This window comes from Gordonia spumicola (assembly GCF_009932475.1).
Taxonomy (GTDB): domain Bacteria; phylum Actinomycetota; class Actinomycetes; order Mycobacteriales; family Mycobacteriaceae; genus Gordonia; species Gordonia spumicola.
In genome coordinates this window covers 1520220-1546529 of record NZ_BJOV01000005.1, presented here as the reverse complement: position 1 = coordinate 1546529, position 26310 = coordinate 1520220, and the positions used below count along the sequence as shown (strand labels likewise).

Sequence of the window (26310 nt, the reverse complement as noted above, 5' to 3'; positions counted from 1 at the left end):
CTCGTCAGGCTGATTCGAGTAGGTTCATCATCCGATGCGACAGAACAAGAAGGTACTCATGCGCGTTCGCCTTGCGGCGGTGCTGGCCTGCGCGGCCGTGCTGATGTCCGGCTGCGTCGTCGACGAGTCGGCGAAGGACACCAAGCCGATCTCCCTGACCATCGCGGCTCAACCCGACATCGCCGCGGTGCTGCCCGCCGACATCCGTGACGGCGGCGTCCTCAACGTCGGCACCAACACGCCGTATCAGCCGAACGAGTTCAAGAACCGCGACGGCGAGATCATCGGTTTCGACATCGACCTGATGAACGCGATCGGGCAGGTGCTCGGTGTGACGCCGAAGTACCACGAGTCCGACTTCGACAAGATCATCCCTGCCCTGCAGGCGGGGACCTATCACGTGGGTCTGTCGTCGTTCACCGACTCGAAGGAGCGGGAGAAGCAGGTCGACTTCGTCACCTACTTCAGCGCGGGCGTCCAGTGGGCGACGAAGGCGGGCCGCGACATCGACCCCGACGCCGCATGCGGTCTCCGCGTCGGCGTCCAGGCGACGACGGTGGAGGACACCGACGAGGTTCCCGCGAAGAGCCTCGAATGCGAACAGCGCGGCGAGGACCCGATCGTCAAGGTCAAGTTCGACACTCAGGACCAGGCCGTGAACGCGGCCCTCCTCGGCCAGGTCGACGCGTTCTCCGCCGACTCGCCGGTCACCGCGTACGCGGTCAAGAAGACCGAGGGTCAGCTCAAGCTCGTCGGACCTACCTACGACGCCGCGCCGTACGGCATGCCCGTTCGCAAGGGGTCGACGCTGGCGCTGGCACTGCAGAAGGCCGTGCAGTACCTCATCGACAACGGCTACTACCGGAAGATCACCGAGCACTGGGGCGTGCAGGCCGGGATGATCGACCACTCAGAGATCAACGGGGCGAAGGAGTAACGATGGACACCGACGACAAACCCGTCGCAGTCGACGGGGGACGACCCGCGCCGATCCAGGCGGTGCCGGTGAAGCATCCCGGCCAGGTGATCGCGGGCGTGGTGCTCGTCGTCCTCGCCGGACTGTTCATCTACGGCGCGGCGACGAACAAGGCGTACGGCTGGGGCACGTACGGCAAGTACCTGTTCGAGCAGCGCATCCTCGAAGGCGTCGGCTACACGCTCGCGCTGACCGTGATCGCGATGGTGGGCGGCGTCGTCCTCGGCGTGCTGCTCGCCGTGATGCGGATGTCGCCGAACAAGGTCTTCGCCTGGACGGCGTGGCTGTACCTGTGGATCTTCCGCGGGACGCCGGTCTACGTGCAGTTGGTCCTGTGGGGCCTGATCGGCTCGATCTACAAGACCGTCGACTTCGGAGTCCCGTTCGGGCCGACGTTCGTCTCGTTCGACATCCAGCAGTGGAGCCTCGAGTACGTGTTCGTCCTCGCGGGCATCGGTCTGGCGCTCAACGAGGCCGCCTACATGGCGGAGATCGTCCGCGCGGGCATCTCGTCTGTCGGCGAGGGGCAGATGGAGGCGTCCACCGCGCTGGGCATGACCTGGTGGCAGACGATGCGCCGCACCGTCCTCCCTCAGGCGATGCGCGTGATCATCCCGCCGACCGGCAACGAGTTCATCAGCATGCTCAAAACCACCAGCCTCGTGGCGGCCGTGCCGTTCACCGGCGAGCTCTACGGCGTGCAACGCGACATCTCCGGTATCAACTTCGAGCCGATCCCGATGCTGTTGGTCGCCTCGACCTGGTATCTCGCCGTCACGAGCATTCTGATGGTCGGCCAGCACTTCTTGGAGAAGCGTTACTCGCGCGGCGCGTCACGGACATTGTCCGACGGCCAGCTCAAGATGCTGGCGGCCGCTGCGCCTCACTCGAACATGATTGGAGGGTGAGTCTGTGACCACCGCTGACACGACAGTGCCGATGGTCGTCGCCGACCAGGTGTGCAAGAACTTCGGCGCTCTCAACGTCTTGACCGGCGTCACGCTGGAAGTCCAGCGCGGCGAGGTCGCGTGTCTCATCGGCCCGTCCGGATCGGGGAAGTCGACGTTCCTGCGCTGCGTCAATCATCTGGAGAAGGTCAACGCCGGACGTCTGACCGTCGACGGTGAGTTGATCGGCTACCGCGAACGCGGAGGCAAGCTGTACGAACTGAGCCCGAAGGAGGCTGGCCGCCAGCGCCGCGACATCGGCATGGTGTTCCAGCACTTCAACCTGTTCCCGCACCGCACCGTCCTCGAGAACATCATCGAGGCGCCCGTCCTGGTGAAGGGGCAGTCGAAGGCACAGGCCTCCGAACGAGCGCTCGACCTGCTCACCCAGGTTGGCCTGCGCGCCAAGGCCGACGCCTACCCGGCACAACTGTCGGGCGGCCAGCAGCAGCGTGTCGCGATCGCCCGGGCGCTCGCCATGGACCCGAAGCTGATGCTGTTCGACGAGCCGACCTCCGCTCTCGACCCCGAACTCGTCGGCGACGTCCTGGAAGTGATGCGCTCGCTCGCCAAGGACGGCATGACGATGCTCGTCGTCACCCACGAGATGGGTTTCGCCCGCGAAGTGGCCGACCAACTGGTCTTCATGGACGGCGGCGTCGTCGTCGAGAAGGGCGACCCGCGCGAGATCCTCTCGAACCCGCAGCACGAGCGCACGCAGTCGTTCCTGTCGAAGCTGCTCTGACGGGTCAGCCGAGGGGTTTGCGCGTCACGAAGATCGCGGTGCCGGGGAAGTACGAGCCGCGCAGGGGCGACCACTGGCCCCATTCCTCGTCGAGGTCGTCGGGCCACTCGGGTTCGACGACGTCGTCGAGGATCAGGCCCGCCGCGACGATCTCGCGGATGCGGTCGCCCATCGTGCGGTGATGCTCGACATAGGTGACGAGACCGGAGTCGTCGGCCTCGGAGTACGGGGTGCGGTCGAAGTACGACATCCGCACCACGAGCCCTTCGGGCCCGGGGTCGTCGAGGAACATCCACCGCATCGGGTGATTGGTGGCGAACACCCAGCGGCCGCCGGGGCGAAGCACCCGTGCCACCTCGCGCATCGCGCGTGCCGAGTCGGCCACGAACGGGATCGCGCCGAACGACGAGCACGCCAGGTCGAACGACGCGTCGGCGAACGGCAGTCGCTCGGCGCCCGCCTGCACGAGGGGGACCCGCCGGTCGTCGAGCTTCATCGCGTCGACGGCGTGCGCGAGCATCCCCGCCGAGACATCGAGGCCGACCACGTGAGCGCCGCGGGCCGCCAGCCATCGTGCGCACGGGGCCGAGCCGCATCCGACTTCCAGGACGTCCTTGCCGTCGACGTCGCCGAGGAGTCGTACGTCGGACTCCCTGAGACGTTCGGGGCCCCAGACGAACTCGCCGCCAGGCGTCTGGTTTCCGATGAAGCGGCCGTGCTCGGCGTGATACTCGTCGGCCTCGTCGTCCCACCAGCTGCGGTTGGCGCGTTCGCTCGTGGGGGTGTCGACCTCGCCGAGGATTCGCGGCGGTCGGGGAGTGTCAGCAGGCACGGCCGGCCACCACCGTCTCCGACGTCGTGTCTCCGTCCCACCGGCGAATCGCGGTGGCGCGAGCCCGGATCGGACCGCAGTCCAGGGCGAGTGCGGTGCCGACCTCCGACGCGGTGAGTCGGCGAGCGAGGGTCACATGCGGCGTCCACATCCCCGGCCGAGTGTGGTCGGCGAGGCCGTCCACCCCGTCGGCGCACAAGCGGTGAACCGTCGCGTGGATCGACAGCAACTCGGTCGACGGGACCACCGACGCCGCCAGCGTGAAGACGCCGTCGGCGGGCAGGGCGACCGGAGGGCCGATGAGCAGGGGGATCGGCAGCCGCTGGGCGACGGTCGCGAGATGGGCGTCGACTCCGGAGATCCGATCCCCTGCGACGAGCGTGCAATGCGGGCGTCCGACGGCCGACTTCGAGCCGAGCGCGGTGAGCGATCGCCACCGTTGTCGGATCAGTTCGTCGGCGGCGTCGTCGAGCAGCAGTTCTATGGAGTGGGCCACACCGACGATCCTGTCATTCGACCCGCGACCGATTCCATTTGTGCAGGCCAGCGGCTGGTAGTAACCTGGTATACGCGCGTGTCCAACACGTGCGCAACCAACATCGGAAATCCGCTGTGGCCTGCGCAGATCGTTCCGCACAGATCTTATCGGAATCCGTACCTACTACTTACCTGTCCGGAGCAACTCACCACATGTCGTCCCCCACCATCACCTCGCCGCAGGTCGCCGTCAACGATATCGGCACCGCCGAGGACTTCCTCGCCGCCATCGACTCCACGATCAAGTACTTCAACGATGGCGACATCGTCGAGGGCACCATCGTCAAGGTCGACCGCGACGAGGTCCTGCTTGACATCGGCTACAAGACCGAGGGTGTCATCCCGTCGCGCGAGCTGTCGATCAAGCACGACGTCGACCCGAGCGAAGTCGTCACCGTCGGTGACGAGGTCGAAGCGCTTGTCCTCACCAAGGAGGACAAGGAAGGCCGCCTCATCCTGTCGAAGAAGCGCGCACAGTACGAGCGCGCCTGGGGCACGATCGAGGAGCTCAAGGAGAAGGACGAGGCCGTCAAGGGCACCGTCATCGAGGTCGTCAAGGGCGGCCTGATCCTGGACATCGGCCTGCGCGGCTTCCTGCCCGCATCGCTCGTCGAGATGCGTCGCGTCCGCGACCTCCAGCCGTACATCGGCAAGGAGGTCGAGGCCAAGATCATCGAGCTCGACAAGAACCGCAACAACGTGGTCCTGTCGCGTCGTGCATGGCTCGAGCAGACCCAGTCCGAGGTCCGCAGCGAGTTCCTCAACCAGCTGCAGAAGGGCCAGGTCCGCAAGGGCGTCGTGTCCTCGATCGTCAACTTCGGCGCATTCGTCGATCTCGGCGGCGTCGACGGCCTGGTGCACGTCTCCGAGCTGTCGTGGAAGCACATCGACCACCCGTCCGAGGTCGTCACCGTGGGCGACGAGGTCACCGTCGAGGTCCTGGACGTCGACATGGACCGCGAGCGCGTCTCGCTGTCGCTCAAGGCGACGCAGGAAGACCCGTGGCGTCAGTTCGCCCGTACCCACGCGATCGGTCAGATCGTCCCGGGCAAGGTCACCAAGCTGGTGCCGTTCGGCGCCTTCGTCCGCGTCGAAGAGGGCATCGAAGGCCTCGTCCACATCTCGGAGCTGGCCGAGCGCCACGTCGAGGTCCCGGACCAGGTCGTCTCCGTCGGCGACGACGCGATGGTCAAGGTCATCGACATCGATCTCGATCGTCGTCGCATCTCGCTGTCACTGAAGCAGGCCAACGAGGACTACTCGGAGGAGTTCGACCCGTCGAAGTACGGCATGGCCGACAGCTACGACGACCAGGGCAACTACATCTTCCCCGAGGGCTTCGACGCCGAGACCAACGAATGGCTCGAAGGCTTCGACTCGCAGCGTGAGGCATGGGAGGCCCGGTACGCCGAGGCCGAGCGTCGCCACAAGATGCACACCACGCAGATGGAGAAGTTCGCCGCAGCAGCCGCTGAGGCCGAGAACGCTCCGACCGACTACTCGTCGTCGTCGACCACGACCGAGTCGGCTTCGTCGACCGGTGCCGCGTCGACCGGCGGTTCGCTTGCGAGCGACGAGCAGCTCGCCGCTCTCCGCGAGAAGCTGTCGGGCAACGCCTGATCGCCTGACCGCGTAGCTCTGCACCACTGAACCCCGGGACCTCGTGTCCCGGGGTTCAGTGCTGTGAATACCCTTGTGCGGGTGGGAAACGAAGTCTTTTCGGGCGGGCTGGCGATCGGTGCGGGAATCGTCGTCGGGTTCGTGTTGTTCGTGCCGTTCGTGGCCGTCAGCTATCGGCGACGTGGCGGCCTCACGGTCGGGCGGTCGCTGCTGTGGGCGGCGGCGCTGATCTACTTCTGCGCCATCTGGACGTACACGTTGTTCCCGCTTCCCGACCCGGACCGGTTGGTGTGCGTCGGCTCCAATCTCGACGTGTGGCAGGCGGTTCGCGACGTGCAGGGTGCGCGCGATCGGGGACATCCGTTCACCGACCCCGCGACGTTGCAACTCGTCTTGAACGTCCTGCTCTTCATTCCACTGGGTGCGCTCGTCCGGATCCTCGGCGGCCGTGGACTGCCGACTGCGGTCGCGGTCGGGGCGGGCGTCTCCCTCTTCATCGAGAGCACGCAGATCACCGGGATGTGGTGGATCTACGACTGCGCGTACCGACTGTTCGACGTGGACGACCTGGTGACCAACACGCTGGGCGCGGCCCTCGGTTCGATCGCGGCATTGACGGTGCCGCGGCGGATGCGGGGCATGAAGCGACGTGCGGGCAGCGAGTACGCGACGCCGGTCACCAAGGGGCGCAGGCTGCTCGGTGTCTGGTGCGACGTGTTCGCGGCGGGTGTGCTGTCGGCGGTGTCATCGACATCGGTCCAGCTCTGGCTGCAGTACGTCGCCGACGATCGAGCCGCGGTCCTCTCCGGGACCCTCGCGGCGACCGTGGGCACGGCGGTCCCGGCGGCCGTGTGGTTGGTCGTGATCGCGACGACCGGTAGATCGGTCGGCGACGCCTGCGTCGAACTCGAGTACCGCGGGGGACCGTTGCCGACGGCCGCGGTCAGGCTGATGCGTTTTGTCGGCGGTGTCGGCATGTACTTCGTCCTCGCGATGCTGCCGGACCCCTACGACACCGCATCCCTCGTGTTCATCGTCGTCGCCGCGGGCCTCACGCTGGTCACGGAGTCCGGTCGAGGCTTGCCCGCACTGCTGTCGGGGGCGTCGCTCGTCGATTCGCGGCCCGCGGCGACGGATGCGGCCGAACGCGATGGCGAACCCTCGACGGCGGGGTGACAATGGTTCTCGACTGGCGTCCGACGAGCAGCGAGGTGGATCGGTGAGCGATGTTGACAGTGCACGTGGATTTCGAGGGCGAGCCGTCGGCTCGGGCGACACCGTCCGCCCGAACCCGGCGACGGTCGCGCCGGGCGAGAACGTCGAGGTCCCGAAGTATCGGATGCCCGACGAGCAGATGGCGCCGGAGACCGCGTACCGGCTGGTCCACGACGAGGCCATGTTGGACGGCAACGCGCGACTGAACCTGGCGACGTTCGTCGGAACCTGGATGGACGATCACGCGAATCGGCTGTACATCGAGTCGGCCGACAAGAACATGATCGACAAGGACGAGTACCCACAGACCGCCGAGATCGAGAACCGGTGCGTGACCATGCTCGCGGATCTGTGGCACGCGCCCGACCCGGCGCGGGCGATCGGCACGTCGACGATCGGTTCGTCGGAGGCCTGCATGCTCGGCGGGCTGGCCCTGAAGCGTCGCTGGCAGACGGCGCGCCGGGCGGCCGGGCTCTCGACCGAGCGGCCGAATCTGATCATGTCGAGCGCGGTCCAGGTGTGCTGGGAGAAGTTCTGCAACTACTTCGAGGTGGAGCCGCGATACGTCCCGGTGTCCGACGAGCACCGACTGCTGGACGGCCACGACCTGGAGAAGTACGTGGACGAGAACACGATCGGCGTCGTCGCCATCATGGGCGTCACGTACACGGGATCGTACGAGCCGGTCGAGCAGATCGCGGCGGCGCTCGATCGGATCGCAGACGAGCGCGGGCACGATGTCCCGATCCACGTCGACGGCGCGTCGGGCGCCATGGTGGCTCCGTTCTGTCGGCCCGACCTGACCTGGGACTTCGGCATCGAACGGGTGGCGTCGATCAACACATCCGGCCACAAGTACGGGCTCGTGTACCCCGGTGTCGGGTGGATCGTGTGGCGGGACGTTCAGGCGCTCCCGGAGGATCTCGTCTTCCGCGTCAGTTACCTCGGCGGCGACATGCCGACGTTCGCGTTGAACTTCTCGCGGCCCGGCGCGCAGGTGCTCCTGCAGTACTACCTGTTCCTGCGTCTCGGCTTCGACGGCTATCGGGAGGTGCAGCAGTGCTCGCTCGACGTGGCCGCCTACCTGTCCGAGGGGATCGGCGAGATGGAGGCGTTCGACCTGTGGAGCGACGGCAAGGACATCCCGGTCTTCGCCTGGCGACTGCGCGACGGACACACCGCGAACTGGACGCTGTACGACCTGTCCGATCGGCTACGGATGAAGGGGTGGCTCGTGCCGGCGTATCCGCTGCCCGACGACCTGGCCGACGTCACGGTGCAGCGGATCGTCGTCCGTAACGGATTCAGCCGGGATCTGGCGTCGGCGTTGCTGGACGATCTCCGCACCGAAGTGGCCTATCTCGACAGCCTCGACGGCCCGATCCCGCGAGCGGGCGGCAACGCGCCGTTCCATCACTGATCAGCAGAGCTTGCGGTCGAGGTCGGCGTCGCCGAAGTGCGCCCGGATCCGACGAGATCAACGTCAACCAGTTGTAGCCGGTGGTCTACGACGCGGAGGGCGGACCGGCTACAGGAAGAAGTCGTACTCCAACGGTTCGACACCGCCGTAGGGGGCGAGATCGGCGACCCCGGCGTCGCGGACGAGGTCGGCGTCGATGAAGCACTGTCCGGTGACGTCGGCAGGTCGGGCGACGAGGACCGCCGCGGCGTCGCCCATGATCTGTGGGCTGCGCGAGTGCGCCACGGTCTCGTCCCCGCCGAGCAGGTTCGCCACGGCGGCGGTGGCGATCGTCGTCTCCGGCCACAGGCAATTGCAGGCGATGCCGTCGTCGCGCCATTCGGCCGCGAATCCCATCGTCGCCAACGACATCCCGTACTTGGACACCATGTATCCGGGGAATCGTCCGAGCCACGCCGGGTCGAGGTTGATCGGCGGCGACAGCGTGACGACGCGGGCGTGGTCGGACCGGCGCAGATGCGGAAGGCACGCCTTCGTCAGCGCGAACGTGCCGCGGGCGTTCACCTGCTGGACGAGGTCGTACTTCTTCATCGTCAGGTCGTCGGTCGAGGTCGGCGCCAGCGCGCTCGCATTGTTGACGCAGACGTCGATGCCGCCGAACTCGTCCACGGCGGTCGCGACGAGGCGGGCGATGTCGTCGTCGTCGCGGAGGTCGCCGATCACGCCGACCGCCCGCGCTCCGGTGGCCTGGACGTGGGCCACCGCGGTGTGGATGGTCCCCTCCAATCTCGGATCGGGGACGTCGGTCTTGGCGAGCATCACGATGTTCGCCCCGCGGCGGCCGAGTTCGGTCGCGATCGACAGTCCGATCCCGCGGCTGCCGCCGGACATCACGACGGTGAGGCCGTCGAATGCGGCGGGTCCGGGCTCGGTGATGAGTGAGGAGGACATGGACGATCCTTTCGCGCACCCCAGGCGGGTGACGGTGGTCAGGGGGCGGTGTCGCCGATGACGGCGGGCCCGAGGAGGTCGCAGACGGCCAGGGCCGTCGCGATGTCGAGTCGATCGGACGCGGGAGCGTCGGCGAGCGCCTTGGTGACTCGGTACTTGACTGTATTGCGGTGGACGTTGAGGCGCTGTGCCGCGCGCAGGTGACTGTCGCCGGTGGCGAAGTAGGCGCCGAGCGTGTCGCGGAGTATCGCCGCGGCATCGCCGTCGGCGGCCAGCGAGCCGAGGACGTCCCGGACCCATGCGCGGGTCGAGTCGACGTCGCGCGCCAACAGCGCGACGAGTCCGACTCCCCGGTCGCGGTATCCGACGACGTGGCGGGCCCGTCGGTCGGGCGACACCGTCGCGACGGTGAACGCCGCCTGGGCCTGCTGGTGGCTGCGCCGGAATCCGTCTACGCCGTCGGCGGGCGTTCCGTGAGCCACCCGGACGTGACCCGCGGGGTCGAGTGCGGATTCGAGGTCGGGGCCGTCGAGCTGTCGACCGCGTCTGCCCAACGGCAGCCACGCCCACACGGTCTGCCTGTCGATCGCAGTGACGAGCGGCTCCCCGTCCGAGCGGAGTCGGACGGCGAGTGCCCGCGCCGTGCGGTCGAGTTCGCGCACGGTCACCTCGTCCTCGTCGGACGACCACAGGATCAGCGCGCAATGACGCTGGTCCAGGCGGTACCGGCTCTCACGTTCGAGATGTGTCGGGTCGGGTGTGCTCGACGCGAGCAGCGCGTGGATCGTGGAGGTCAGGACGTTGCTCTCCACGCCCATCCAGCGGCGACGCTCATCCTCGTACGCCTCGAACACGTATTTTGTTATCCAGTCGATGTACTCGTAGACGATGTCGGTGACGTGCCGGACCACCTGCATCGAGTCCGTCGTCGAGAGTGCGAGCTCGTCGACTTTCGCGTACACGTCGCGGAGCAGCACGCTCTGGCCTACGTGATACGCGCGGACAAGGGAGTTCGCGGGGACGTCGCGCTGGGCGAGGCGCCTGGCGTACTCGACGGCGGCGGTCGTCGGCTGAAGCCTGTCGATCGCGATGTCGTTGGCGAGCATGTGGATGATCGTCGTGACGTTGCCGTGGACGCTCGCGTCGAGCATGTCGACGAGCACGGGATCCTCGTCCAAGCCCCGGATCCGGGCGAGGATCTCGTCGGTGACCGCAGCGGTCGCGGCTCCTTCGTCCTCTCGGAGTCGGCGGGCGATCACGTGGGTGCGCGCCGTGACCTCGGCGTCGTCGATCACGGGAGCTCACCGAGTCCGCGGAGTGCCGACTGCGCGGCGTTGTACCCGCACAGCCCGTGGATGCCCGCGCCAGGCGGCGTGGACTGCGAGCAGAGGTACACGCCGGGCACGCCCGTCCGGTACGGGTCGAGGGCGGCCCGCGGTCGCAGCAGGGTCTGCAGGCCCGCATTCGATCCGCCGAGGATGTCTCCCCCGACATAGTTCCGGTTCTTGTCGGTCATTCCGGCCACCGACGTGACATGCGTCGCGACGACGACATCGCGGAAGCCGGGGGCGAACCGCTCGATCTGCGCGATGATCGCGTCCGTCGCGTCGCCCGTGTAGCCGAACGGGACGTGAGCATAGGCCCAGATCGGATGGATGTCGCCCGCGCTGCGGGTCGGATCGGCCAGGTACTGCTGGCCGACGAGGACGAACGGCCGGTCGGGCATCGAGCCGGTGGCGCGCAGGCGTTCGGACTCCCGGATCTCGGCGAAGTCGCCGCCGAGGTGGACGGTGCCCGCCCGCCCGCATGCCGGATCGGTCCACGGGATGCCGCCGCGCACCGCGAAGTCGACTTTGAACGCCGACGACCCCATGCGGTACCTCTCGTAGCTTCGACGGATCCGGCCGGGCATCTCGTCGCCGTACAGGGACAGCACCTGCGCGGGGGAGAGGTCGAGCATCACGATGTCGGCGTCGGGGATGTCGCGGCGTCGCAGGACCGGGGTTCCGGTGGTGATCGACCCGCCCGCCTCGACGAGCGCCGCCGCCACGGCCTTCGTGATGGCTCCGGATCCGCCCTCGGCGACCGGCCAACCGTAGCGGTGACCGCTCGCACCGATCATCAGGCCGAGGGATGCGGTCATCGGACGGTCGAGGCGGGTGTAGATGTGCGCGGCGATCCCGCCGAACAGCGCGCGGCCCTGCGCGGTGCGGAACACCCGCGCCAGAACGCTGGCGGGAAGCAGCGCGCGCGGGCCGAACAATCCGAGTTTGACCGGATGCGACGGCACGTTCGCGATCGGCCGGAGCAGGTCGTGGGCGAGGTCGTCGAAGTTGCGGGCAACGTCGCCGAACACCGCCTTCCACCGCCCGCCGTCCGCGCCGAGGCCCGCGGCCGTCTCATCGATGGACCGGTGCAGAAGCGCGGTCGAGGCGTCGTCGAGCGGGTGAGCGCAGTCGATCTCGGGCCACAGCCAGCGCAGGCCGTACGACTCGAGGTCGACCTCCTTCCAGAACGGTGAACCGACGCCCATCGGGTGGAACGCCGAACACACGTCGTGGATGACGCCGGGGAGCGTGTACTCGGCCGATCGGGCTCCGCCGCCGATGTCGTCGTTGGCTTCGAGGACCTGGACGTCGACGCCGTTGCGGGCGAGGTGGAGACCGGCGGCGAGCCCGTTGGGCCCGCCGCCGACGATGACCGCCTCGGTCATCGGGCAGCCGTCTCACGAGCCGCGGTGGCCTGAGCGAACCTCGACCCGGCGAGCGGGGCGACATCGGCGCGCGAGTGCACGTCGAACGGTATCGGTCCGTTCGGCAGCCACGGCTGTTCGTTGATCGCGTCGGTGACCTTGTAGGTGCCGCGTTCGACCACACCGAGCGCGGCGTCGATGATCTGGTACTCCTGGGTGCCCTTGTGGATGGGCTGCGACTCGATCCACGCGACGATGAACTCTCCCGGTGCGAAGTCGCAGCGCCGCTGCAGCGCATCGATGAGGTGCTTGTTGTGGAAGTGACCGTCGCCGAAGTTGAAGCCGAGGATCGAGTTGCACGAGAACTCGGCCTCGCGCAGCGTGTAGGTGTTGATGTCGTCGCCGAGTTCGCGCTGCATCAGGGAGAAGAGTGCGCGTCCCTGGCTGTGCAGCGAACGCCAGCCCATGAGCTGGTGCATCACGACGTCGGCCACGTCGGGCGGGTAGCTGCCGAGCAACTGCGTGCGCGTGTTCTGTGCTCCACGGACAACGAACTCCTCCAACTTCTCCTCGGCGCCGGGTGCGAACGCCCACGTCGCGGACGCCCAGTTACCTGCATATTGCCGCATCGACGGGAGGAACGAGACCAGGTCGGGACGGAGATTGCCGAGGATCGGGAAGAACAGCATCACGGCCGCGGCGATGACCACGGCCCACTGCGTCGTGGCGTCGGTGACGGCGAACCCGTCCCACGCGGGGAATCCCCAGAACAGGAAGACCGCGGCGTACGCGAACAGGATGTTCCACTCGAGCGGGACGGCCAGCGGGAACGTCGAGAAGATGAACAGGTGGAAGGCGACCATCAGCACCACAGCGCAGAGCGTGAGCGTCTTGTTCGTCGAGAACAACAGGACCAGCGGGGTGAACACCTCGACGACGGTGCCGAGGATGTGGCCCACGCCGCCGGCCAGGACGGACGGGCGCATGTCGTCGGGGAAGCGTCGGTAGTGGGCGCGTTTGACTCCCTTGAACGGCAGCCACGGCGTGTTCGACAGCATCGGCGGGATCACCATCGAGAAATGGTGGCCCATCTTGGAGACGCCCGCGCCCACCCACACGATCACGATGAGGAGTTTGAGCGAGACGATCATGTCGACGAACGGCATGACGGCGAAGAACACGACGGCGGGCAGATACTGCTCGGAACGTCCGCCGAGGAACACGACCTTGTCGCGCAGTCCCATGGCGATGACCATCACGATCAGCGGGTACAACGCTGCGGGGTTCACCAGGCCCGCGGCGTCGGGCATCCACGCGGTCAGGGTCCGATTGTCGACGGACGGGAGCACCAGTGCGACGACGATGTTGACCAGTATCGCCGCATAGAGGGCGACGTCGAACAGGGTGCGGCGGTCGCCCGCGGTGAACGGGACCTTGCCCGGCCACGGGGCCATCCGAAGGGTGTTCGGCCTGAGCCAGAAGTGGAAGCCGCCGGTCATCGGCTTGAAGTGGCCCGCGAGCGGTCCCCACGAGCCGCCGAGCCCGAGGATCTCCAGGAGCATCGTCCACAGGACGAGCTTCTGGTAGACGATCGGCTGGTCCCACCAGCTGCCGACGTCGAACACCCCGAGGCCCGACGTCATGGTGGCGATGGCGACGCCCGCCGCGATGTGCAGCACGGCCACCTTGACCAGGTAGATGATGTTGAGGATCTTCGGTGTGCCGAAGCCGTACTCGGCCCAGTGGGCTCCGAGGACGCGCAGCCGGTCCATGAACGGCCTGTCGAGGAATGTCTCCGGGTCGACGGGTGGGAAGTTGGGTTTGAGGAGTCCCATGACGTGCTCCGATCTGTGCGGGGTGGATGGCGGTGTGTCAGGCGTCGACGGCGCTGCGGGTGCGCTGCCGGAGCGACGGCTTGTCGATCTTCCCCACCGGGTTGCGGGGGAGCGTGTCGACGAGGTGGATCTCGGTGGGGCGCTTGGCCTTTGTGAGGATCGCGTGCAGGTGGTCGGCGAGGTCCGCGGAGTCGAGGGCCGTGTCGGGGTAGGCGACGACGAACGCGATCGGCACTTCGCCGAGGATCGTGTGGGGGCCGCCGACGACTGCGCATTCGAGGACGGCGGGGTGGGTGGCGATCGCCGCCTCGATCTCTTTCGGGTAGACGTTCTCGCCGCCGCGGATGATCATGTCCTTGATGCGGTCGACGATCGACAGGTAGCCGTCGGTGTCGAGGATTCCGATGTCGCCGGTGTGGAGGCGCCCGTCGATGATCGTCGACGCGGTGGCGTCGGGCCGGTGGAGGTAGCCGCGCATCACGTTGGGGCCGGAGATCACGACCTCGCCGCGTTCGCCGGTCGGGACGGGGCGGCCGTCGGCGTCGACGACGGCGATGCGCTGGCCGTCGAGGGCGACGCCGACGGTGCCGAGTTTGCGCACGCCGTTGCGTGGATTGCACGCGGACACGCATGTCCCCTCGGTCAGTCCGTACCCTTCGACGATCGTGACGCCGAGACTCGACTCGGCCGCGTCGAGCAGTTCCTTCGATATCGGGGCGGCGCCGCAGATCGCGAAGTCGAGGCTGCTCACGTCGGCGGTCGCGATGTCGGGCGACGCTGTCAGCAGCGCGTAGATCGTCGGGACCGCGGAGAAGTACGTTGGCCGGAGGGTGGCGACGTCCGCGAAGAACCGGCTGACCGAGAACGCGCCGGTGATGCTCAACTGTCCGCCGACGAGCATCATCGGCAGGAAGCTCGCATACAGTGCGTTCGAGTGGAACAACGGCAGGATCAGGAGGGCGTGGTCGTCGGCGTCGACCTCGACATGACGTGCGACGGCCGCCGCCATGTACGCGGCGTTCGCGTGGGTCTGCTCGACGCCCTTCGGCGAGCCGGTCGAGCCGGAGGTGTAGATGATCAGCGCGACGTCCTCGCCCGCGGGTTCCTCGGGGACGATCCACGCGGGGTCGGGTGTGGTCGGCAGATCGTCGGGATCGACGTCGACCCGCGTCGTCGAGCGTCCCGGCGTGCGGCCGACCACGACGCGGACGTTCGCGTCGTCGAGTTGGTAGTCGGCCTCGGTCGCAGTGAATCCCGGATTGACGGGAGTCGCGGCCGCCCCGAGCCGCCACGCGGCCATGATCGTCACCAGGAGTTCCACGCGGTTCGGCAGAAATGTGGCGACGACGTCGCCCCGCTTCACGCCGAGGGACTGCAGGTGCTGTGCCGCGGCGTCGACCCGGTCGGCGAACTCTCGGTAGGTGAGCTCGGTGCGGTCGTCGCGGACGCACGGGCGGTCGCCGCGGTCGGCGAGCTGCCAGGCGAAGTATCCGGTGGTGGTCACTGAGCACGTCCTTTCAGATGCTGTGACCACTGACACTATGGATGTGTGATGTGACCTGATACGGCCTGTGGGGCCAGACTTTTCGGGCATGTTTGTGCCCGGAGGACAACGACCCGCGGGTCAGGCATTCGTCACGAGTGCAGGGTCTGCCGCCTGTGCAGGGTGGCCGCGATCCCGCCGGCCGCGGCGCGGACGGAGCCGGCGTGCGGTTCGGGGCGGTAGCGGGAGAGCGGCCCGGTCACGCTGACGGCGGCGACGACGTCGTTGGTCCCGACGTCGAGGATCGGAGCGGCCACGCACGCGATGCCACGGGTCGACTCCTCGTACTCGTAGGCGACGCCGGTCTCACGAGCCGTGTCGAGTTGAGCGGCCAGGATTCCGGGTGCGACGATCGTCCGCTGCGACAGCCGGATCAGCGGGCCGCCGAGCACCTCCCGACGCAACGACGAGTCGGCATGGGCGAGGAGGGCTTTGCCGATGCCGGTGCAGTGCAGGGGCATGCGGCCTCCGGTGCGGGACGGTGCGCTGGCTTGCCGGTGCCCGCCGATCTTCGCCACGTACATCACCTCGCGACCGTCGAGGACGCCAAGGTGAACGGTCTCGCGGGTCCGCTGGTACAGGTCTTGCAGGAACGGCATGGCGATCTCCAGCAGACTGCGTTCGACCGACGCCCGCATGCCGAGTTCGAACAGTCCGCCCGAAAGCCGGTATCCGTTGTCCGTGCGGTCGAGCATGCGGGCCTCGACGAGTTCGCCCGCGAGCCGGTGCGTCGTCGCCTTGTGCAGACCCGTCCGCCGGACGATCTCGGCGAGCGGGAGGTCGTGGTCGTCGACGGTGAACGCCCGCAGGATCAGCATCACCTTCCCGATGACCGTCGGGGTCGCGTCTGCGCTGCTCACGTGCCGATTCTATCCGACCGTATCGCTGAGCGAGACGAAAGTCTTGGCACCCAACCGTCGTGGGGTGACGATCGTCTCATGACATATCCCACCCCAGCAGTCGAGGCCGAGGAGCAGGCTGCCGAACGTCTGCTGACGGCCTTGCAGACCAGAACGGCATGCACTCCCGTCCGCGACCTCATCGGCCCCGTCGACCTGCCCGCCGCCTACCGCGTCCAGGAGAAGCTCACCGCGGGCCGCGTCGCGGGCGGCGCCCGCATCGTCGGACGCAAGATCGGCCTCACGTCGAAGGCCGTGCAGGACCAGATGGGAGTCGACCAGCCCGACTTCGGCGTCCTGTTCGACGACATGGCGTACGTCGGCGGCGACGACGTGCCGATGAATCGCCTGCTGCAGCCCAAGGCGGAGGCCGAGGTCGCGTTCGTGCTCAAGAAGGACTTGGCCGACGGCCCGCTCGACATCGACCAGATCCGTGACGCCATCGACTACGGGATGGCAGCCATCGAGGTGTGCGACAGCCGGATCGACGGCTGGGACATCAAGTTCGCCGACACCGTCGCCGACAACGCGTCCTCGGGTGTGTACGTCCTCGACGAGTCGACGAAGACGCTCGACGACTTCTCGCCGGTCGACGTCGGCATGCGGATGCTGATCAACGGGGAGGAGGTGTCGACCGGCAACGGTGCGGCATGTCTCGGCGATCCCCTCAACGCCGTCGCGTGGCTCGCCAAGGCGGCCCGCGATTTCGGCGAACCGCTTCGCGCGGGTCAGGTGATCCTGTCCGGCGCACTCGGTCCCATGCGACCGATCGAATCGGGTGACGAGGTGACCGTGGAGATCACCGGACTCGGCACGGTCACCGCGACATTCACTGAAGGAGACTGAAGAATGAGCAAGAAGACGAAGGTCGCCATCATCGGCTCGGGCAACATCGGCACCGACCTGATGATCAAGGTGATCCGCACCGCCAAGCATCTCGAGATGGGTGCGATGGTCGGCATCGACCCCGATTCGGACGGCCTCGCGCGCGCCGCCCGCATGGGTGTCCCGACGACCCACGAGGGGGTCGAGGGCCTGGTCAAGATGCCGAACTTCGACGAGATCGAGATCATCTTCGACGCGACGTCGGCCAAGGCCCACGAGTACAACGCGTCGATCCTGCAGCCGCTGGGCAAGCGGCTCGTCGACCTGACGCCCGCCGCGATCGGCCCGTACGTGGTGCCCGCGGTGAACATCGACGCGCATCTCGACGCGCAGAACGTCAACATGGTGACGTGCGGCGGTCAGGCGACGATCCCGATCGTCGCGGCGGTGTCGCGCGTCGCGCCGGTCGCGTACGCGGAGATCGTCGCATCCATCGCGTCGAAGTCGGCAGGCCCCGGCACTCGCGCCAACATCGACGAGTTCACCGAGACCACGTCGAACGCCATCAAGTCGGTCGGCGGCGCGGCCAACGGCAAGGCGATCATCATCATGAACCCGGCCGAACCGCCGCTCATCATGCGCGACACCGTCTACGCCCTGGTCGACGCGCCCGACCTCGACACGCAGGACCAGATCCGGAACTCGGTGGAGAAGATGGTCGCCGACGTGTCGGCGTACGTCCCCGGCTACCGGCTCAAGCAGAAAGTCCAGATCAACCCGATCGACGAGTCGTCGCCGGTCCAGACCCTGATGGCGGAGGAGCCCGAAGCCGCCCCGACTCACCAGGTGTCGGTGTTCCTCGAAGTGGAGGGCGCCGCCCACTACCTCCCCGCCTACGCGGGCAATCTCGACATCATGACCTCCGCGGGCCTGCAGTACGCCGAGCGGATCGCCGCAGTCGCGGCACAGGAGACTGCAGACTCTGAAGGAGCAGGCGCATGACCAAGATCTTCGTCCAGGACGTCACCCTGCGTGACGGCATGCACGCCATCCGCCACCAGATCAGCACCGACGACGTCAAGCGCATCGTCAGCGCCCTCGACGATGCGGGCGTCGACGCCATCGAGGTGGCGCACGGCGACGGTCTCGCGGGCGGTTCGGTGAACTACGGCCCCGGTTCGAACACCGACTGGGAGTGGATCGAGGCGGCCGCGAGCGTTCTCAAGAACGCCCGTCTGACCACGCTGCTGCTCCCGGGCGTCGGCACCGTCGAACACCTCCAGCGCGCCTGGGACCTCGGGGTCCGCTCGGTCCGCGTCGCCACGCACTGCACCGAGGCCGACGTCTCCGCTCAGCACATCGCGGCCGCGCGCGAGATCGGCATGGACGTGTCGGGCTTCCTGATGCTCTCGCACATGTCGGAGCCGGAGAAGCTCGCGCAGCAGGCCAAGCTGATGGAGTCGTACGGCGCGCACTGCGTGTACATCACCGATTCCGGCGGTCGTCTCACCATGAACGACGTGGTCGCCCGCGTGAAGGCGTACCGCGACGTGCTGGACCCGGAGACACAGATCGGCATCCACGCGCACGAGAACCTGTCGATGTCGGTCGCGAACTCCGTCGTCGCCGTCGAGAACGGCGTGTACCGCGTCGACGCGTCGCTCGCCGGTCATGGCGCCGGTGCGGGCAACTGCCCGATCGAGCCGTTCGTCGCCGTCGCGAACCTGTCGGGCTTCGAGCACGGCTGCGACCTCAACAAGCTCGAGGACGCGGCCGACGACATCGTCCGCCCGCTGCAGGACCGCCCGGTGCGCGTGGACCGCGAGACGCTGACCCTGGGCTACGCGGGCGTCTACTCGTCGTTCCTGCGGCACGCCGAGGCGGCCGCGCGCCGCTACGAGCTCGACGTCCGCGACATCCTCACGGTCTGCGGCGAGCGTCGACTCGTCGGCGGCCAGGAGGACATGATCGTCGACATCGCCCTCACCCTCGTCGAGGAACGCGACAACGCCGAGGCCGCCGCCTCGTAGCGCTTCGCCATTCGCGACCCCACCTGCTCAAAGGAGCAGGTGGGGTCGCTCGGTAGAGCGGGTTGGGTGCGCTCCGGGAGGTGGTCAGTCCGTCGGCGTGACTGCGATACGCACGGCACGACCGGGGTCGGCGCTCACGTGGACGCCGGGTTCGACGGACGGAAAGCCGCCGGCCGCGAGGGCGTCGGATACGTCGGCCGTCGAGGTGACGGCGATGTCGATCACGGGGACCGCGGACGTTCCTTCGGTGGCCGTCGGCCCGACGTGGGTCACGCTGCCGGCGTTTCCGCCGACGAGGGCCCACACGCGGTTCACTACGCGTGCGCCGAGGGCGGCCCACGTGGGGTCGTAGTCGACGACCTCGGTCGGGAGTGCGGCGGCGACTCCGGCGGCCACGTTGTCGCGCAGGGGGATCAAGCGGTCGTTCCACACGGCCAGGGCCTGGGCGGCGAGAGCTTCCTGGGTGCCGGTGTTGTCGAGCCAGACGTCGGCGACGGCACGGCGCTGCTCGTCTGTCGCCTGCGCCGCGATACGGGCGCGAGCGTCGTCGGCGTCCATGCCGCGGAGCGTCGTCAGCCGATCGAAACGCACGTCGGCATCCGCGTGGACGACGGCGACGAGGTGATAGAACGGCGCCATGTGGCCCTCGACGAGAAGCGGGACGTCGTGCAGGATGATCGCGTCGGCGGGCGCCGCGTCGGTCAGTTCTTGAGTGCGCGCACCGATCAGCGGGTGGGTGATGCCGTTCAGCTTCTGCCTGGACTCGTCGTCGACGAAGGCTTTCGCGGCGAGCGCGGGACGATCGAGCGCACCGTCCGCATCGAGGATCCCCTGGCCGAACGCCTCGACGAGCTGAGCCAAACCGGGAGTTCCGGGGGCGACCACTTCACGCGCGATCTTGTCGGCGTCGACGTGATACGCCCCGCGCTCGATGAATGTCTTCGCCACAGTCGATTTGCCCGCGCCGATTCCGCCGGTGAGTCCCACTCTGATCACGCCTGCCAGTGTGTCAGAGATCGATGCTCGCGCGAGTGGCACCTCAGCAAGCATGCGACACCCTGATCGTCCGGCGAGTGGCCCGTTCGGATGATTGGATGGGGGACATGTCGGTGAAACCGCGTTTGCCCGCAGTCGTCGTGGTGCTCATGGTCGTCCTGATCATGGTGGCGGCAGTCGTCGTGTGGCCGCGGGGGTGTGCCGAGGAGCCGACTAGGTCGGGAAACAGCCTCGTCGAGTCGATGCCCGACGCTCCGACCGAACAGTGGCGGCAGACTGCGGCGGACCTGTTCGGTGACGACGTCGCCATCTGGAGGCTCAATGTCGAGGCGTACGGCCGCGGAGTCGTAGTCGTACACGGAGTTCCGCAAGAATTGGGGCACAAGGCGGCAACCGTTGGGTGTCGATGCGAGGACCGGCCGGACTCTCTGGAAGCATCCGAGGCTGTCCGACGGTCAGCGGTGCGCCATCGGTGCCCGCGGACGATTGGCGTGTGCGAGCAACGTCCGGATCGACGGCGCTGTCGCGACGAAAGTGGACGTCCTCGACGTGCGCACAGGCGACGAGATCGCATCGCGGGTGATTCGCCTGCCTGGTTACTCGACGATCGCTGCGGCAGGCGACGGTTTTGTCGTTGTGGTGGTCGGCACTGCCCGTATCGGCATACCGTCCGAGATGCGTCCCGGAGCCGGTGTGGTCACAACGATCATGTCGTCGGTAGATCTGCCAGACCAGCGAGGCAGGATTGTCGGTTTCACCGCGGACGGCGATGAGCGATGGTCGCTGGACCTTCCGGTCAACCACATCGAGATGCAGGCTGCGATCGGTGCCGACACGGTCGCAGTCCAGGACGTCAAAGGCCACGGTTTCTCGATCTACAACGCGGAATCCGGCGAGCAGATCCACACCAGTCGAAGCGGTCGCGATCTGTTCCTCCTGTACGACGGCGGATTCGCGATCGGAACCGGACGTTTCACGATCGATTCCCGCGTCGAGTTCTTCGACGCCCGAGGTCGGCGAACGGGAGTCTTGGACGGTTGGCAGTTGGCGACGTACAGCGCGTGGGACGGCAGCGCGGTGTCCCGTAGGGACCAGCTTCCAGTGCTCCGCGTCGGGAACCCCGCCCTCGGGGTCGCGTCGGCCGACACCTCCGATGTGCGGTGGATCGTCGACGGTCGCTTCGACTCGGTCCGTCCCGTCGGGGACAGGTTCTTGATGACGAACACCGACGACGCGTACTCGGCCGACGGGTACAAGCGATCGTGGGGGATCGTCGATTCCGGAACTGGCGTCGGGAAGGAGATCACCACGATCGGGTTCGGCCGCCACGCTGTCGCGTTCGACGGTGACCGGATCCTGTTCACCGGAGACCCGAGAATCGACCAGGTGCCGAACGTTCCGTGGCTGACCGCGATCGACGTACGAACCGCCAGACAGGAATGGACCCTGAGACCCGCCGATCACGAGTCGACATGGACGACGGCCGGGCCATTCCTGTTCCTCATGGAGCAGACTGGTACGCCCTCCATCGCGCGCTACGCGTCGTAGAACCGCTGCGGGTCGAGGGCGGAGAGCGGGGTCCAGCGCGGGATCGCCGATGATTCGACGGGGGCGTCGGACGCGTCGTGGAACCCGGTCAGCTGGAGGGCGACGACGGGGTTCTCGTCAACCCTGCGAACGGTCTCGTACAGGAGCGTCAGGACGTGGATGCAGCGCGCAGTTCGGGCCGAACACGAGCAGTCGACGACAGTCAGCTCGGGTGTGCAGGCCAGTGCTCGGTGCGCATCGTCGGTCAGCGCGGCTGCCGTCGGCGACGGTCCGACGATGGACGTGAGACGGTCTGCGACCGCCCGTTCCATCGGCGCGAACTCGAGGTAGGCGACAGACGCCGACCCGCCGCGCGCGACGGTCCCACGGATCAACCGGCCCTCGACGACGACGGCCGACACGGCGGTGCGCGCCAGGCTGCGGGCTCGGGGGAGCATCGGTTCGGGTCTGGTGATCGACGTCGGTTCGACGAGCCGCAAGAAGTCTCGGCCCCATCGGGTGTAGCCGTACTCGGCGTTCGGGTTGGTCATGCGGTCTCCTGACGATTGCGGCGCAGCACTTCGATCAGCCGGTCGTCGGACAGGTCCGTCAGGAGGGACAGGGCTCCGGCGTCCGCGTCGAGGTCGAGCGCCGACTTGCGGTCGTGCATCGCCGCGATGTGCTCTTCGACGGTGCCCGCGCTCGTGAGAGTGGTGACGGTGACGACCCGGTCCTGACCGATCCGGTGCACACGGTCGGTGGCCTGCGCTTCGACGGCGGGATTCCACCAGCGGTCGAAGTGGACGACGTCGGCGGCACGGGTCAACGTCAGACCGGTGCCTGCCGCCTTCAGACTCGCGACGAGGACGCCGCAGCCGTGGCCCGCCTGGTAGTCGTCGACGATCCGGTCACGGTCGGCGCGAGACAGCCCGCCGTGGAGGAACGGGACCGGAGCGTCGAGCACGGAGCCCAAGTGCGCGGCCAACAGATCGCCCGTCTCGCGGTACTGCGTGAACACGACTGTCGGGCAGTCGTTCTCAAGATTCGTGACGACGATGTCGGTCGCGACGTCGAGTTTGCCCGAACGTCCCTCGAGATCGTCCGGACGTCCGGCTCCGACCAGCGTCGGATGATTGCACACCTGCTTCAACCTGGTCAGGGCCGCGAGGATCGCGCCGCGCCTGCCGATGCCGTCACCGAACCCGTCGTCCTCCGCCCGGTCGAGGATCGCATCGTAGAGTCGGCCCTGCTCGTCCGACAGGTCGCACTCCACGTCGGAGTGGATCTTCGGACCCAGGTTCGCCGCCACGTCGGCCTTGGTCCGCCTCAGGACTCGACCCGAGATCGCGTCGTGCAACCGGAGTTTCGCGTCCGACGACCCGGCGAGGATCGGCGACGCGTACCGCCTGCGGAACAGGGCCCGGTTGCCGAACTCGACGGGAGCGACGAGATTCAGCAGCGACCACAGCTCGTCCAGCGAGTTCTCGACCGGCGTGCCGGTCAGCGCGATCGTCGCGTCCGCGCGGAGGCGACGGGCAGCCTTCGACACCTGCGTCCGCGAGTTCTTCAACGCCTGAGCCTCGTCGAACACGACGCGCGACCACGGGACCGACGCCAGCGCCTCGGTGTGACGGCGCAGCATGGGGTAACCCGTTACGACGATAGTCGGCACATCGGCGTCGAGGTCGGGGAGCGGACCCCCGCGATAGTCGGCGGCCCGCAGCGAATCGGGTGCCCATCGGCGGATCTCGCGGAGCCAGTTCGTGACGAGACCGGTCGGCCCGACCACCAGGCTGGGACCCGATGACCGCAGCGCGAGATGTCCGATCGCCTGCAGTGTCTTGCCGAGGCCCATCTCATCGGCGAGTACGCCGCCGCCGTCCGAACAGACCTCGTCGAGCCACGAGATCCCCCGCAGCTGGTATGGGCGCAGGTCGGCGGTGAGACGCGCGGCGAGATCGGCCCGCGCGGCGACGGTCGCCGAGAACGTCTGGCGCGCATAGGCTTCCGAGGTGACGGCGTCGCCGACAGCGTTGAGGACGGCGTGCGCCGACGCAGGCAGTCGTTCGTCGGACGCCGGATCGTCCCGGATCGTGCGCCACGCGGTCAAGGACGCGGAGCGGCCGTCGGGGAGATCCGCGACGTCCACGATCCGATGCGCGACGGCGGACGCCACCAGCGTCCGGTCTCGACCGAAACCGACGGGCAGAGGTATCCGGAGGGCAGGGGTGTCCGGTGCGGGCTCCTCACCTGTCCATATCGCGAAGGCATGACGGTCAGTCAGATAGGTGGCGTTCACGGAGGGGGTCGGAGCGGGCAGGATGCTTCCTCCAGATCGACGTGTGGCGGGCGGAACGCGCATTCTACTGTATATGTGATAGAAAAGCGCACGGTCCCGGCGCGATGGCGCCGGGACCGTGCGACGAACGGGCGGTGGGATCACTGCCAGGTGTAGTCACCCTTGATCTCGGCGCAGAACGAGATGCTCTTGGCCGGGTCGGTGCGGATCTGGTAGTTGAGCTGCTTCTGCTTGGCAGAGTCGGTGCAGTTCGGCGCCGTCGAGGAGTCCGCCCGTTCGGTGATCTCGTAGATCGCGGTCATCATCGACGACGTCTCCGAGCAGGACACGGTCTCGAGGTTCATCCCCATCGAGATCGAGTTCTCCTTGTAGCAACTGTTGCGCTGATAGTTCGGGATCAGGCACGAGACGTTGTCGCTCGCACCGGAGCCGTACTCGTAGACGTACGAGTCGTAGCCGGCGTTCTTGCACTCGTCGCTCGATCCGAGCGTGGCTCCGACGATGTAGGTGAACGTCGAAGTGTCGTCGCAGTCCGCCTTCTTCGTCTCGACATTCATCGAGCTGTCGGTGCTCGACACCGTGATGCACGACCCGACCGGGCTCGAATCGACGCTGGTGCCGCTGTCCTTGTCCTTGAAGACCTGCGTCGCGACGATCCCGACCACGATGACGGCCGCGAGGACGCCGATCGGGATGAGGATGCGCTTGAGCTGGCTCTGGCGAGGCGGCTGCGGGACCGGCGGGAACCCGCCGGGCTGGGGCTGACCGGGCTGGGGCTGACCGGCGAACGGCTGGCCGGGTCCGGCACCGTACGCGCCGGTCGGGGCGGGGGTCGGCTGTCCGTACACCGGCTGGCCCGGCTGCTCGGGGAGCGGCTGGCCTTGGGCGCCGAACGGATTGCCGGGTGCGCTCGGCTGTCCCGGCTGGCCGGGCGGGGGCGTCGTCATATCGATGAACTTTCCTGTGTGTCAGATGAGAGATTCATCCAGAAGTGTGACATACGTTCGGATGAACCGGTCATCGCCAGACGTAGTCGCCCAGAATCTCCTGGCAGACGCTCACCTGTTGCATCGGAGAAGTCCGGATCTCGTAGGTAGAGGCACGGAGTCTGTCCGAACCCGAGCAGTTCGGAACCGATCCCGACGAGGTCCGCTCGGTGACCCGGAAGATCGCCACGCTGTCGGTCGATCCCCGGCTGCACGAGGATGTGGTCAAGTCGATGCCCACCACCGAATGCGGCAGCGAATAGCATCGTCCCACCTGGTAGTTCGGGATGAGGCACAACGTGCGTCCGCCGTCATCGCTCTCGATCACCGAGAACTGGTAGTGCGCGTCGTCGCAGGCGTCACTCGAGGCGACCGTCGCTCCGATGATGTACGTCAGCCGACCCGTCGAATCGCAGTCGGCGGAGACCGTCGTGACCGACGTCGATCCGCGGACCGACAGGCAGGTCCCGACGGCCGGGGACGCTCCGGTGGCGGCCCTGCCGGCAGAAGTGGTCGCGGACACCGAGGCCGATGTCGTCGTGGTCTCCGCGCCGTCACCGCTGAACGCGAACAACGCGATGAGCCCGGCGATCGCCGCGACAGTCAGCACCGAGACGATCACGATGACGACCTTCATCGAGCGGTTGTCCCCGGGAGTGGGAACGCCGGGCGTCGGATAGGCCGGTTGACCGTGCTGGGGCCCACCGTAGAGCGCCTGACCGTACGGATTGTGGCTGTACGGCGTCTGCCCGTACGCGGACTGGCCCTCGGGCCACTGACTGTAGGCCTGGGCGCTCGGCTGCGGTCGGCCGACCTGGGTCTGGTCGTGGTCTCCGGGCTGTTGCGGAAACGGTCGACCGGGCGGCGTCGTCATTCGTCACAGTCTGGCATGACCGACTGGTCTCGATCGAGCCAGGTGAGGGGTTCGCCGACCTGCGCGTCGAGCCACGCCTGGACGTCGCCGACGGCGGCCGCACCGGTGAGCGCGCGCATGGCGATCATGACCGCGCTCTCGCACTGCGACGTGGTGAGCAATCCGGCCGCGTGGGCCGCGAACAACTCGTCGACGTCCACCAACTCGAGCCGACGCCCGGGGACGTCGATGAGATCGAGATACCAGTCCGTCGAATGCCATCGCCCGTCGGCGTCCGGTCCGTCGAACTCGCCGATGTCGAGGTAGAGCCGCTGACCCGTCCGATGACCGTCGACGAAGTGGAAGATGTTGGCGCGCAACCCGAGCGTCGGGAGGAGCCACACTTCGAGATGATCGAACCGGGGATGGTCGGCCGTACGCGACATGTACAGGCCGTACGAGGTCTCGCGGTACTGCTCCACCGGTCGGACGAATCCCTTGTTGTCGGTGTTCGTCATGGCGCGGACATCGAACACCTCACGCTTGGGCGGGTGCATGGCATCGCCGGTCATCATCCGACGA

The 26310-nt window shown here is 67.6% G+C and carries 24 protein-coding genes; 10 read left to right on the top strand and 14 right to left on the bottom strand.

Annotated features, from left to right (window positions below; all coding sequences use genetic code 11):
• Positions 1-58 precede the first annotated feature (58 nt).
• Genes GYB83_RS18400 through GYB83_RS18390 form a run of 3 tightly spaced genes read left to right on the top strand, consistent with a single transcriptional unit; the run spans position 59 to position 2668 of the window.
• Positions 59-937 (top strand): ABC transporter substrate-binding protein, encoded by an 879-nt coding sequence (locus GYB83_RS18400; RefSeq protein WP_228461608.1) that lies wholly within the window; start codon positions 59-61, stop codon positions 935-937.
• Between the two features lie 2 nt (positions 938-939).
• Positions 940-1884 (top strand): amino acid ABC transporter permease, encoded by a 945-nt coding sequence (locus tag GYB83_RS18395; RefSeq protein WP_161896781.1) that lies wholly within the window; start codon positions 940-942, stop codon positions 1882-1884.
• A 31-nt stretch (positions 1885-1915) separates the two neighbouring features.
• Complete coding sequence (locus GYB83_RS18390) at positions 1916-2668, top strand: amino acid ABC transporter ATP-binding protein (protein WP_161897586.1); 753 nt, start codon at positions 1916-1918, stop codon at positions 2666-2668.
• A 4-nt stretch (positions 2669-2672) separates the two neighbouring features.
• Here GYB83_RS18390 and GYB83_RS18385 read toward each other — a convergent pair whose 3' ends face one another.
• On the bottom strand, positions 2673-3500 hold the full coding sequence (locus tag GYB83_RS18385) for a class I SAM-dependent methyltransferase (RefSeq protein WP_161896780.1): 828 nt from the start codon (positions 3498-3500) through the stop codon (positions 2673-2675).
• On the bottom strand, positions 3490-3996 hold the full coding sequence (locus tag GYB83_RS18380) for a 2'-5' RNA ligase family protein (RefSeq protein WP_161896779.1): 507 nt from the start codon (positions 3994-3996) through the stop codon (positions 3490-3492). The genes GYB83_RS18385 and GYB83_RS18380 overlap by 11 nt, the downstream gene beginning before the upstream one ends.
• A gap of 194 nt (positions 3997-4190) precedes the next feature.
• On the opposite strand from GYB83_RS18380, the gene rpsA reads away from it, so the two are divergent.
• The 3 genes from rpsA (at position 4191) to gad (ending at position 8292) form a co-directional block, all read left to right on the top strand.
• Positions 4191-5657, top strand: a complete 1467-nt coding sequence (rpsA, locus tag GYB83_RS18375) for a 30S ribosomal protein S1 (protein ID WP_161896778.1) — start codon at positions 4191-4193, stop codon at positions 5655-5657.
• 81 nt (positions 5658-5738) lie between these two features.
• Positions 5739-6833 carry a VanZ family protein gene (locus GYB83_RS18370; protein WP_161896777.1) on the top strand — a complete coding sequence of 365 codons (1095 nt, stop codon included), beginning with the start codon at positions 5739-5741 and terminating at the stop codon, positions 6831-6833.
• A 43-nt stretch (positions 6834-6876) separates the two neighbouring features.
• Positions 6877-8292 (top strand): glutamate decarboxylase, encoded by a 1416-nt coding sequence (gene gad / locus GYB83_RS18365; RefSeq protein ID WP_228461606.1) that lies wholly within the window; start codon positions 6877-6879, stop codon positions 8290-8292.
• Positions 8293-8400: 108 nt separating this feature from the next.
• On the opposite strand, the gene GYB83_RS18360 is transcribed toward gad, so the two are convergent.
• The 6 genes from GYB83_RS18360 to GYB83_RS18335 form a co-directional block, all read right to left on the bottom strand.
• Positions 8401-9243 carry an SDR family oxidoreductase gene (locus GYB83_RS18360; protein WP_161896775.1) on the bottom strand — a complete coding sequence of 281 codons (843 nt, stop codon included), beginning with the start codon at positions 9241-9243 and terminating at the stop codon, positions 8401-8403.
• A gap of 38 nt (positions 9244-9281) precedes the next feature.
• Positions 9282-10538, bottom strand: a complete 1257-nt coding sequence (locus tag GYB83_RS18355) for a PucR family transcriptional regulator (RefSeq protein WP_228461604.1) — start codon at positions 10536-10538, stop codon at positions 9282-9284.
• On the bottom strand, positions 10535-11956 hold the full coding sequence (locus tag GYB83_RS18350; protein WP_161896774.1) for a phytoene desaturase family protein: 1422 nt from the start codon (positions 11954-11956) through the stop codon (positions 10535-10537). Before GYB83_RS18350 ends, GYB83_RS18355 begins: the two co-directional genes overlap by 4 nt.
• On the bottom strand, positions 11953-13770 hold the full coding sequence (locus tag GYB83_RS18345) for a DUF3556 domain-containing protein (RefSeq protein ID WP_161896773.1): 1818 nt from the start codon (positions 13768-13770) through the stop codon (positions 11953-11955). Before GYB83_RS18345 ends, GYB83_RS18350 begins: the two co-directional genes overlap by 4 nt.
• A 37-nt stretch (positions 13771-13807) precedes the next feature.
• Positions 13808-15274, bottom strand: a complete 1467-nt coding sequence (locus GYB83_RS18340; RefSeq protein WP_161896772.1) for a class I adenylate-forming enzyme family protein — start codon at positions 15272-15274, stop codon at positions 13808-13810.
• 131 nt (positions 15275-15405) lie between these two features.
• Positions 15406-16131, bottom strand: a complete 726-nt coding sequence (locus GYB83_RS18335; RefSeq protein WP_161897584.1) for an IclR family transcriptional regulator — start codon at positions 16129-16131, stop codon at positions 15406-15408.
• Between the two features lie 120 nt (positions 16132-16251).
• On the opposite strand from GYB83_RS18335, the gene GYB83_RS18330 reads away from it, so the two are divergent.
• The 3 genes from GYB83_RS18330 to dmpG are packed head-to-tail and all read left to right on the top strand — an operon-like array spanning position 16252 to position 19067.
• Positions 16252-17058, top strand: coding sequence for a 2-keto-4-pentenoate hydratase (locus tag GYB83_RS18330; RefSeq protein ID WP_161896771.1), 807 nt, complete (start codon positions 16252-16254; stop codon positions 17056-17058).
• A 3-nt stretch (positions 17059-17061) separates the two neighbouring features.
• Positions 17062-18039, top strand: a complete 978-nt coding sequence (locus GYB83_RS18325) for an acetaldehyde dehydrogenase (acetylating) (protein ID WP_161896770.1) — start codon at positions 17062-17064, stop codon at positions 18037-18039.
• Complete coding sequence (gene dmpG / locus GYB83_RS18320) at positions 18036-19067, top strand: 4-hydroxy-2-oxovalerate aldolase (protein ID WP_161896769.1); 1032 nt, start codon at positions 18036-18038, stop codon at positions 19065-19067. The genes GYB83_RS18325 and dmpG overlap by 4 nt, the downstream gene beginning before the upstream one ends.
• 84 nt (positions 19068-19151) lie before the next feature.
• Here dmpG and coaE read toward each other — a convergent pair whose 3' ends face one another.
• Positions 19152-20063 (bottom strand): dephospho-CoA kinase, encoded by a 912-nt coding sequence (gene coaE / locus GYB83_RS18315; RefSeq protein WP_186349806.1) that lies wholly within the window; start codon positions 20061-20063, stop codon positions 19152-19154.
• A 396-nt stretch (positions 20064-20459) separates the two neighbouring features.
• Between coaE and GYB83_RS18310 the strand changes: the two genes are divergently transcribed.
• Positions 20460-21611: a hypothetical protein gene (locus GYB83_RS18310; RefSeq protein WP_161896768.1), complete on the top strand. Its 1152-nt coding sequence runs from the start codon at positions 20460-20462 to the stop codon at positions 21609-21611.
• On the opposite strand, the gene GYB83_RS18305 is transcribed toward GYB83_RS18310, so the two are convergent.
• The 5 genes from GYB83_RS18305 to GYB83_RS18285 form a co-directional block, all read right to left on the bottom strand.
• Positions 21599-22141, bottom strand: a complete 543-nt coding sequence (locus GYB83_RS18305; protein ID WP_161896767.1) for a hypothetical protein — start codon at positions 22139-22141, stop codon at positions 21599-21601. The genes GYB83_RS18310 and GYB83_RS18305 overlap by 13 nt on opposite strands.
• Positions 22138-23766, bottom strand: a complete 1629-nt coding sequence (locus GYB83_RS18300) for a DEAD/DEAH box helicase (RefSeq protein WP_443093433.1) — start codon at positions 23764-23766, stop codon at positions 22138-22140. Before GYB83_RS18300 ends, GYB83_RS18305 begins: the two co-directional genes overlap by 4 nt.
• A 263-nt stretch (positions 23767-24029) precedes the next feature.
• Positions 24030-24836 carry an LppU/SCO3897 family protein gene (locus tag GYB83_RS18295; RefSeq protein ID WP_161896765.1) on the bottom strand — a complete coding sequence of 269 codons (807 nt, stop codon included), beginning with the start codon at positions 24834-24836 and terminating at the stop codon, positions 24030-24032.
• A gap of 70 nt (positions 24837-24906) precedes the next feature.
• Positions 24907-25749 carry an LppU/SCO3897 family protein gene (locus tag GYB83_RS18290; protein ID WP_161896764.1) on the bottom strand — a complete coding sequence of 281 codons (843 nt, stop codon included), beginning with the start codon at positions 25747-25749 and terminating at the stop codon, positions 24907-24909.
• Entirely contained in the window at positions 25746-26300 is a 555-nt protein-coding gene (locus GYB83_RS18285) for a ribonuclease FAU-1 family protein (protein ID WP_161896763.1), read from the bottom strand. The genes GYB83_RS18290 and GYB83_RS18285 overlap by 4 nt, the downstream gene beginning before the upstream one ends.
• Between the last annotated feature and the right edge of the window lie 10 nt (positions 26301-26310).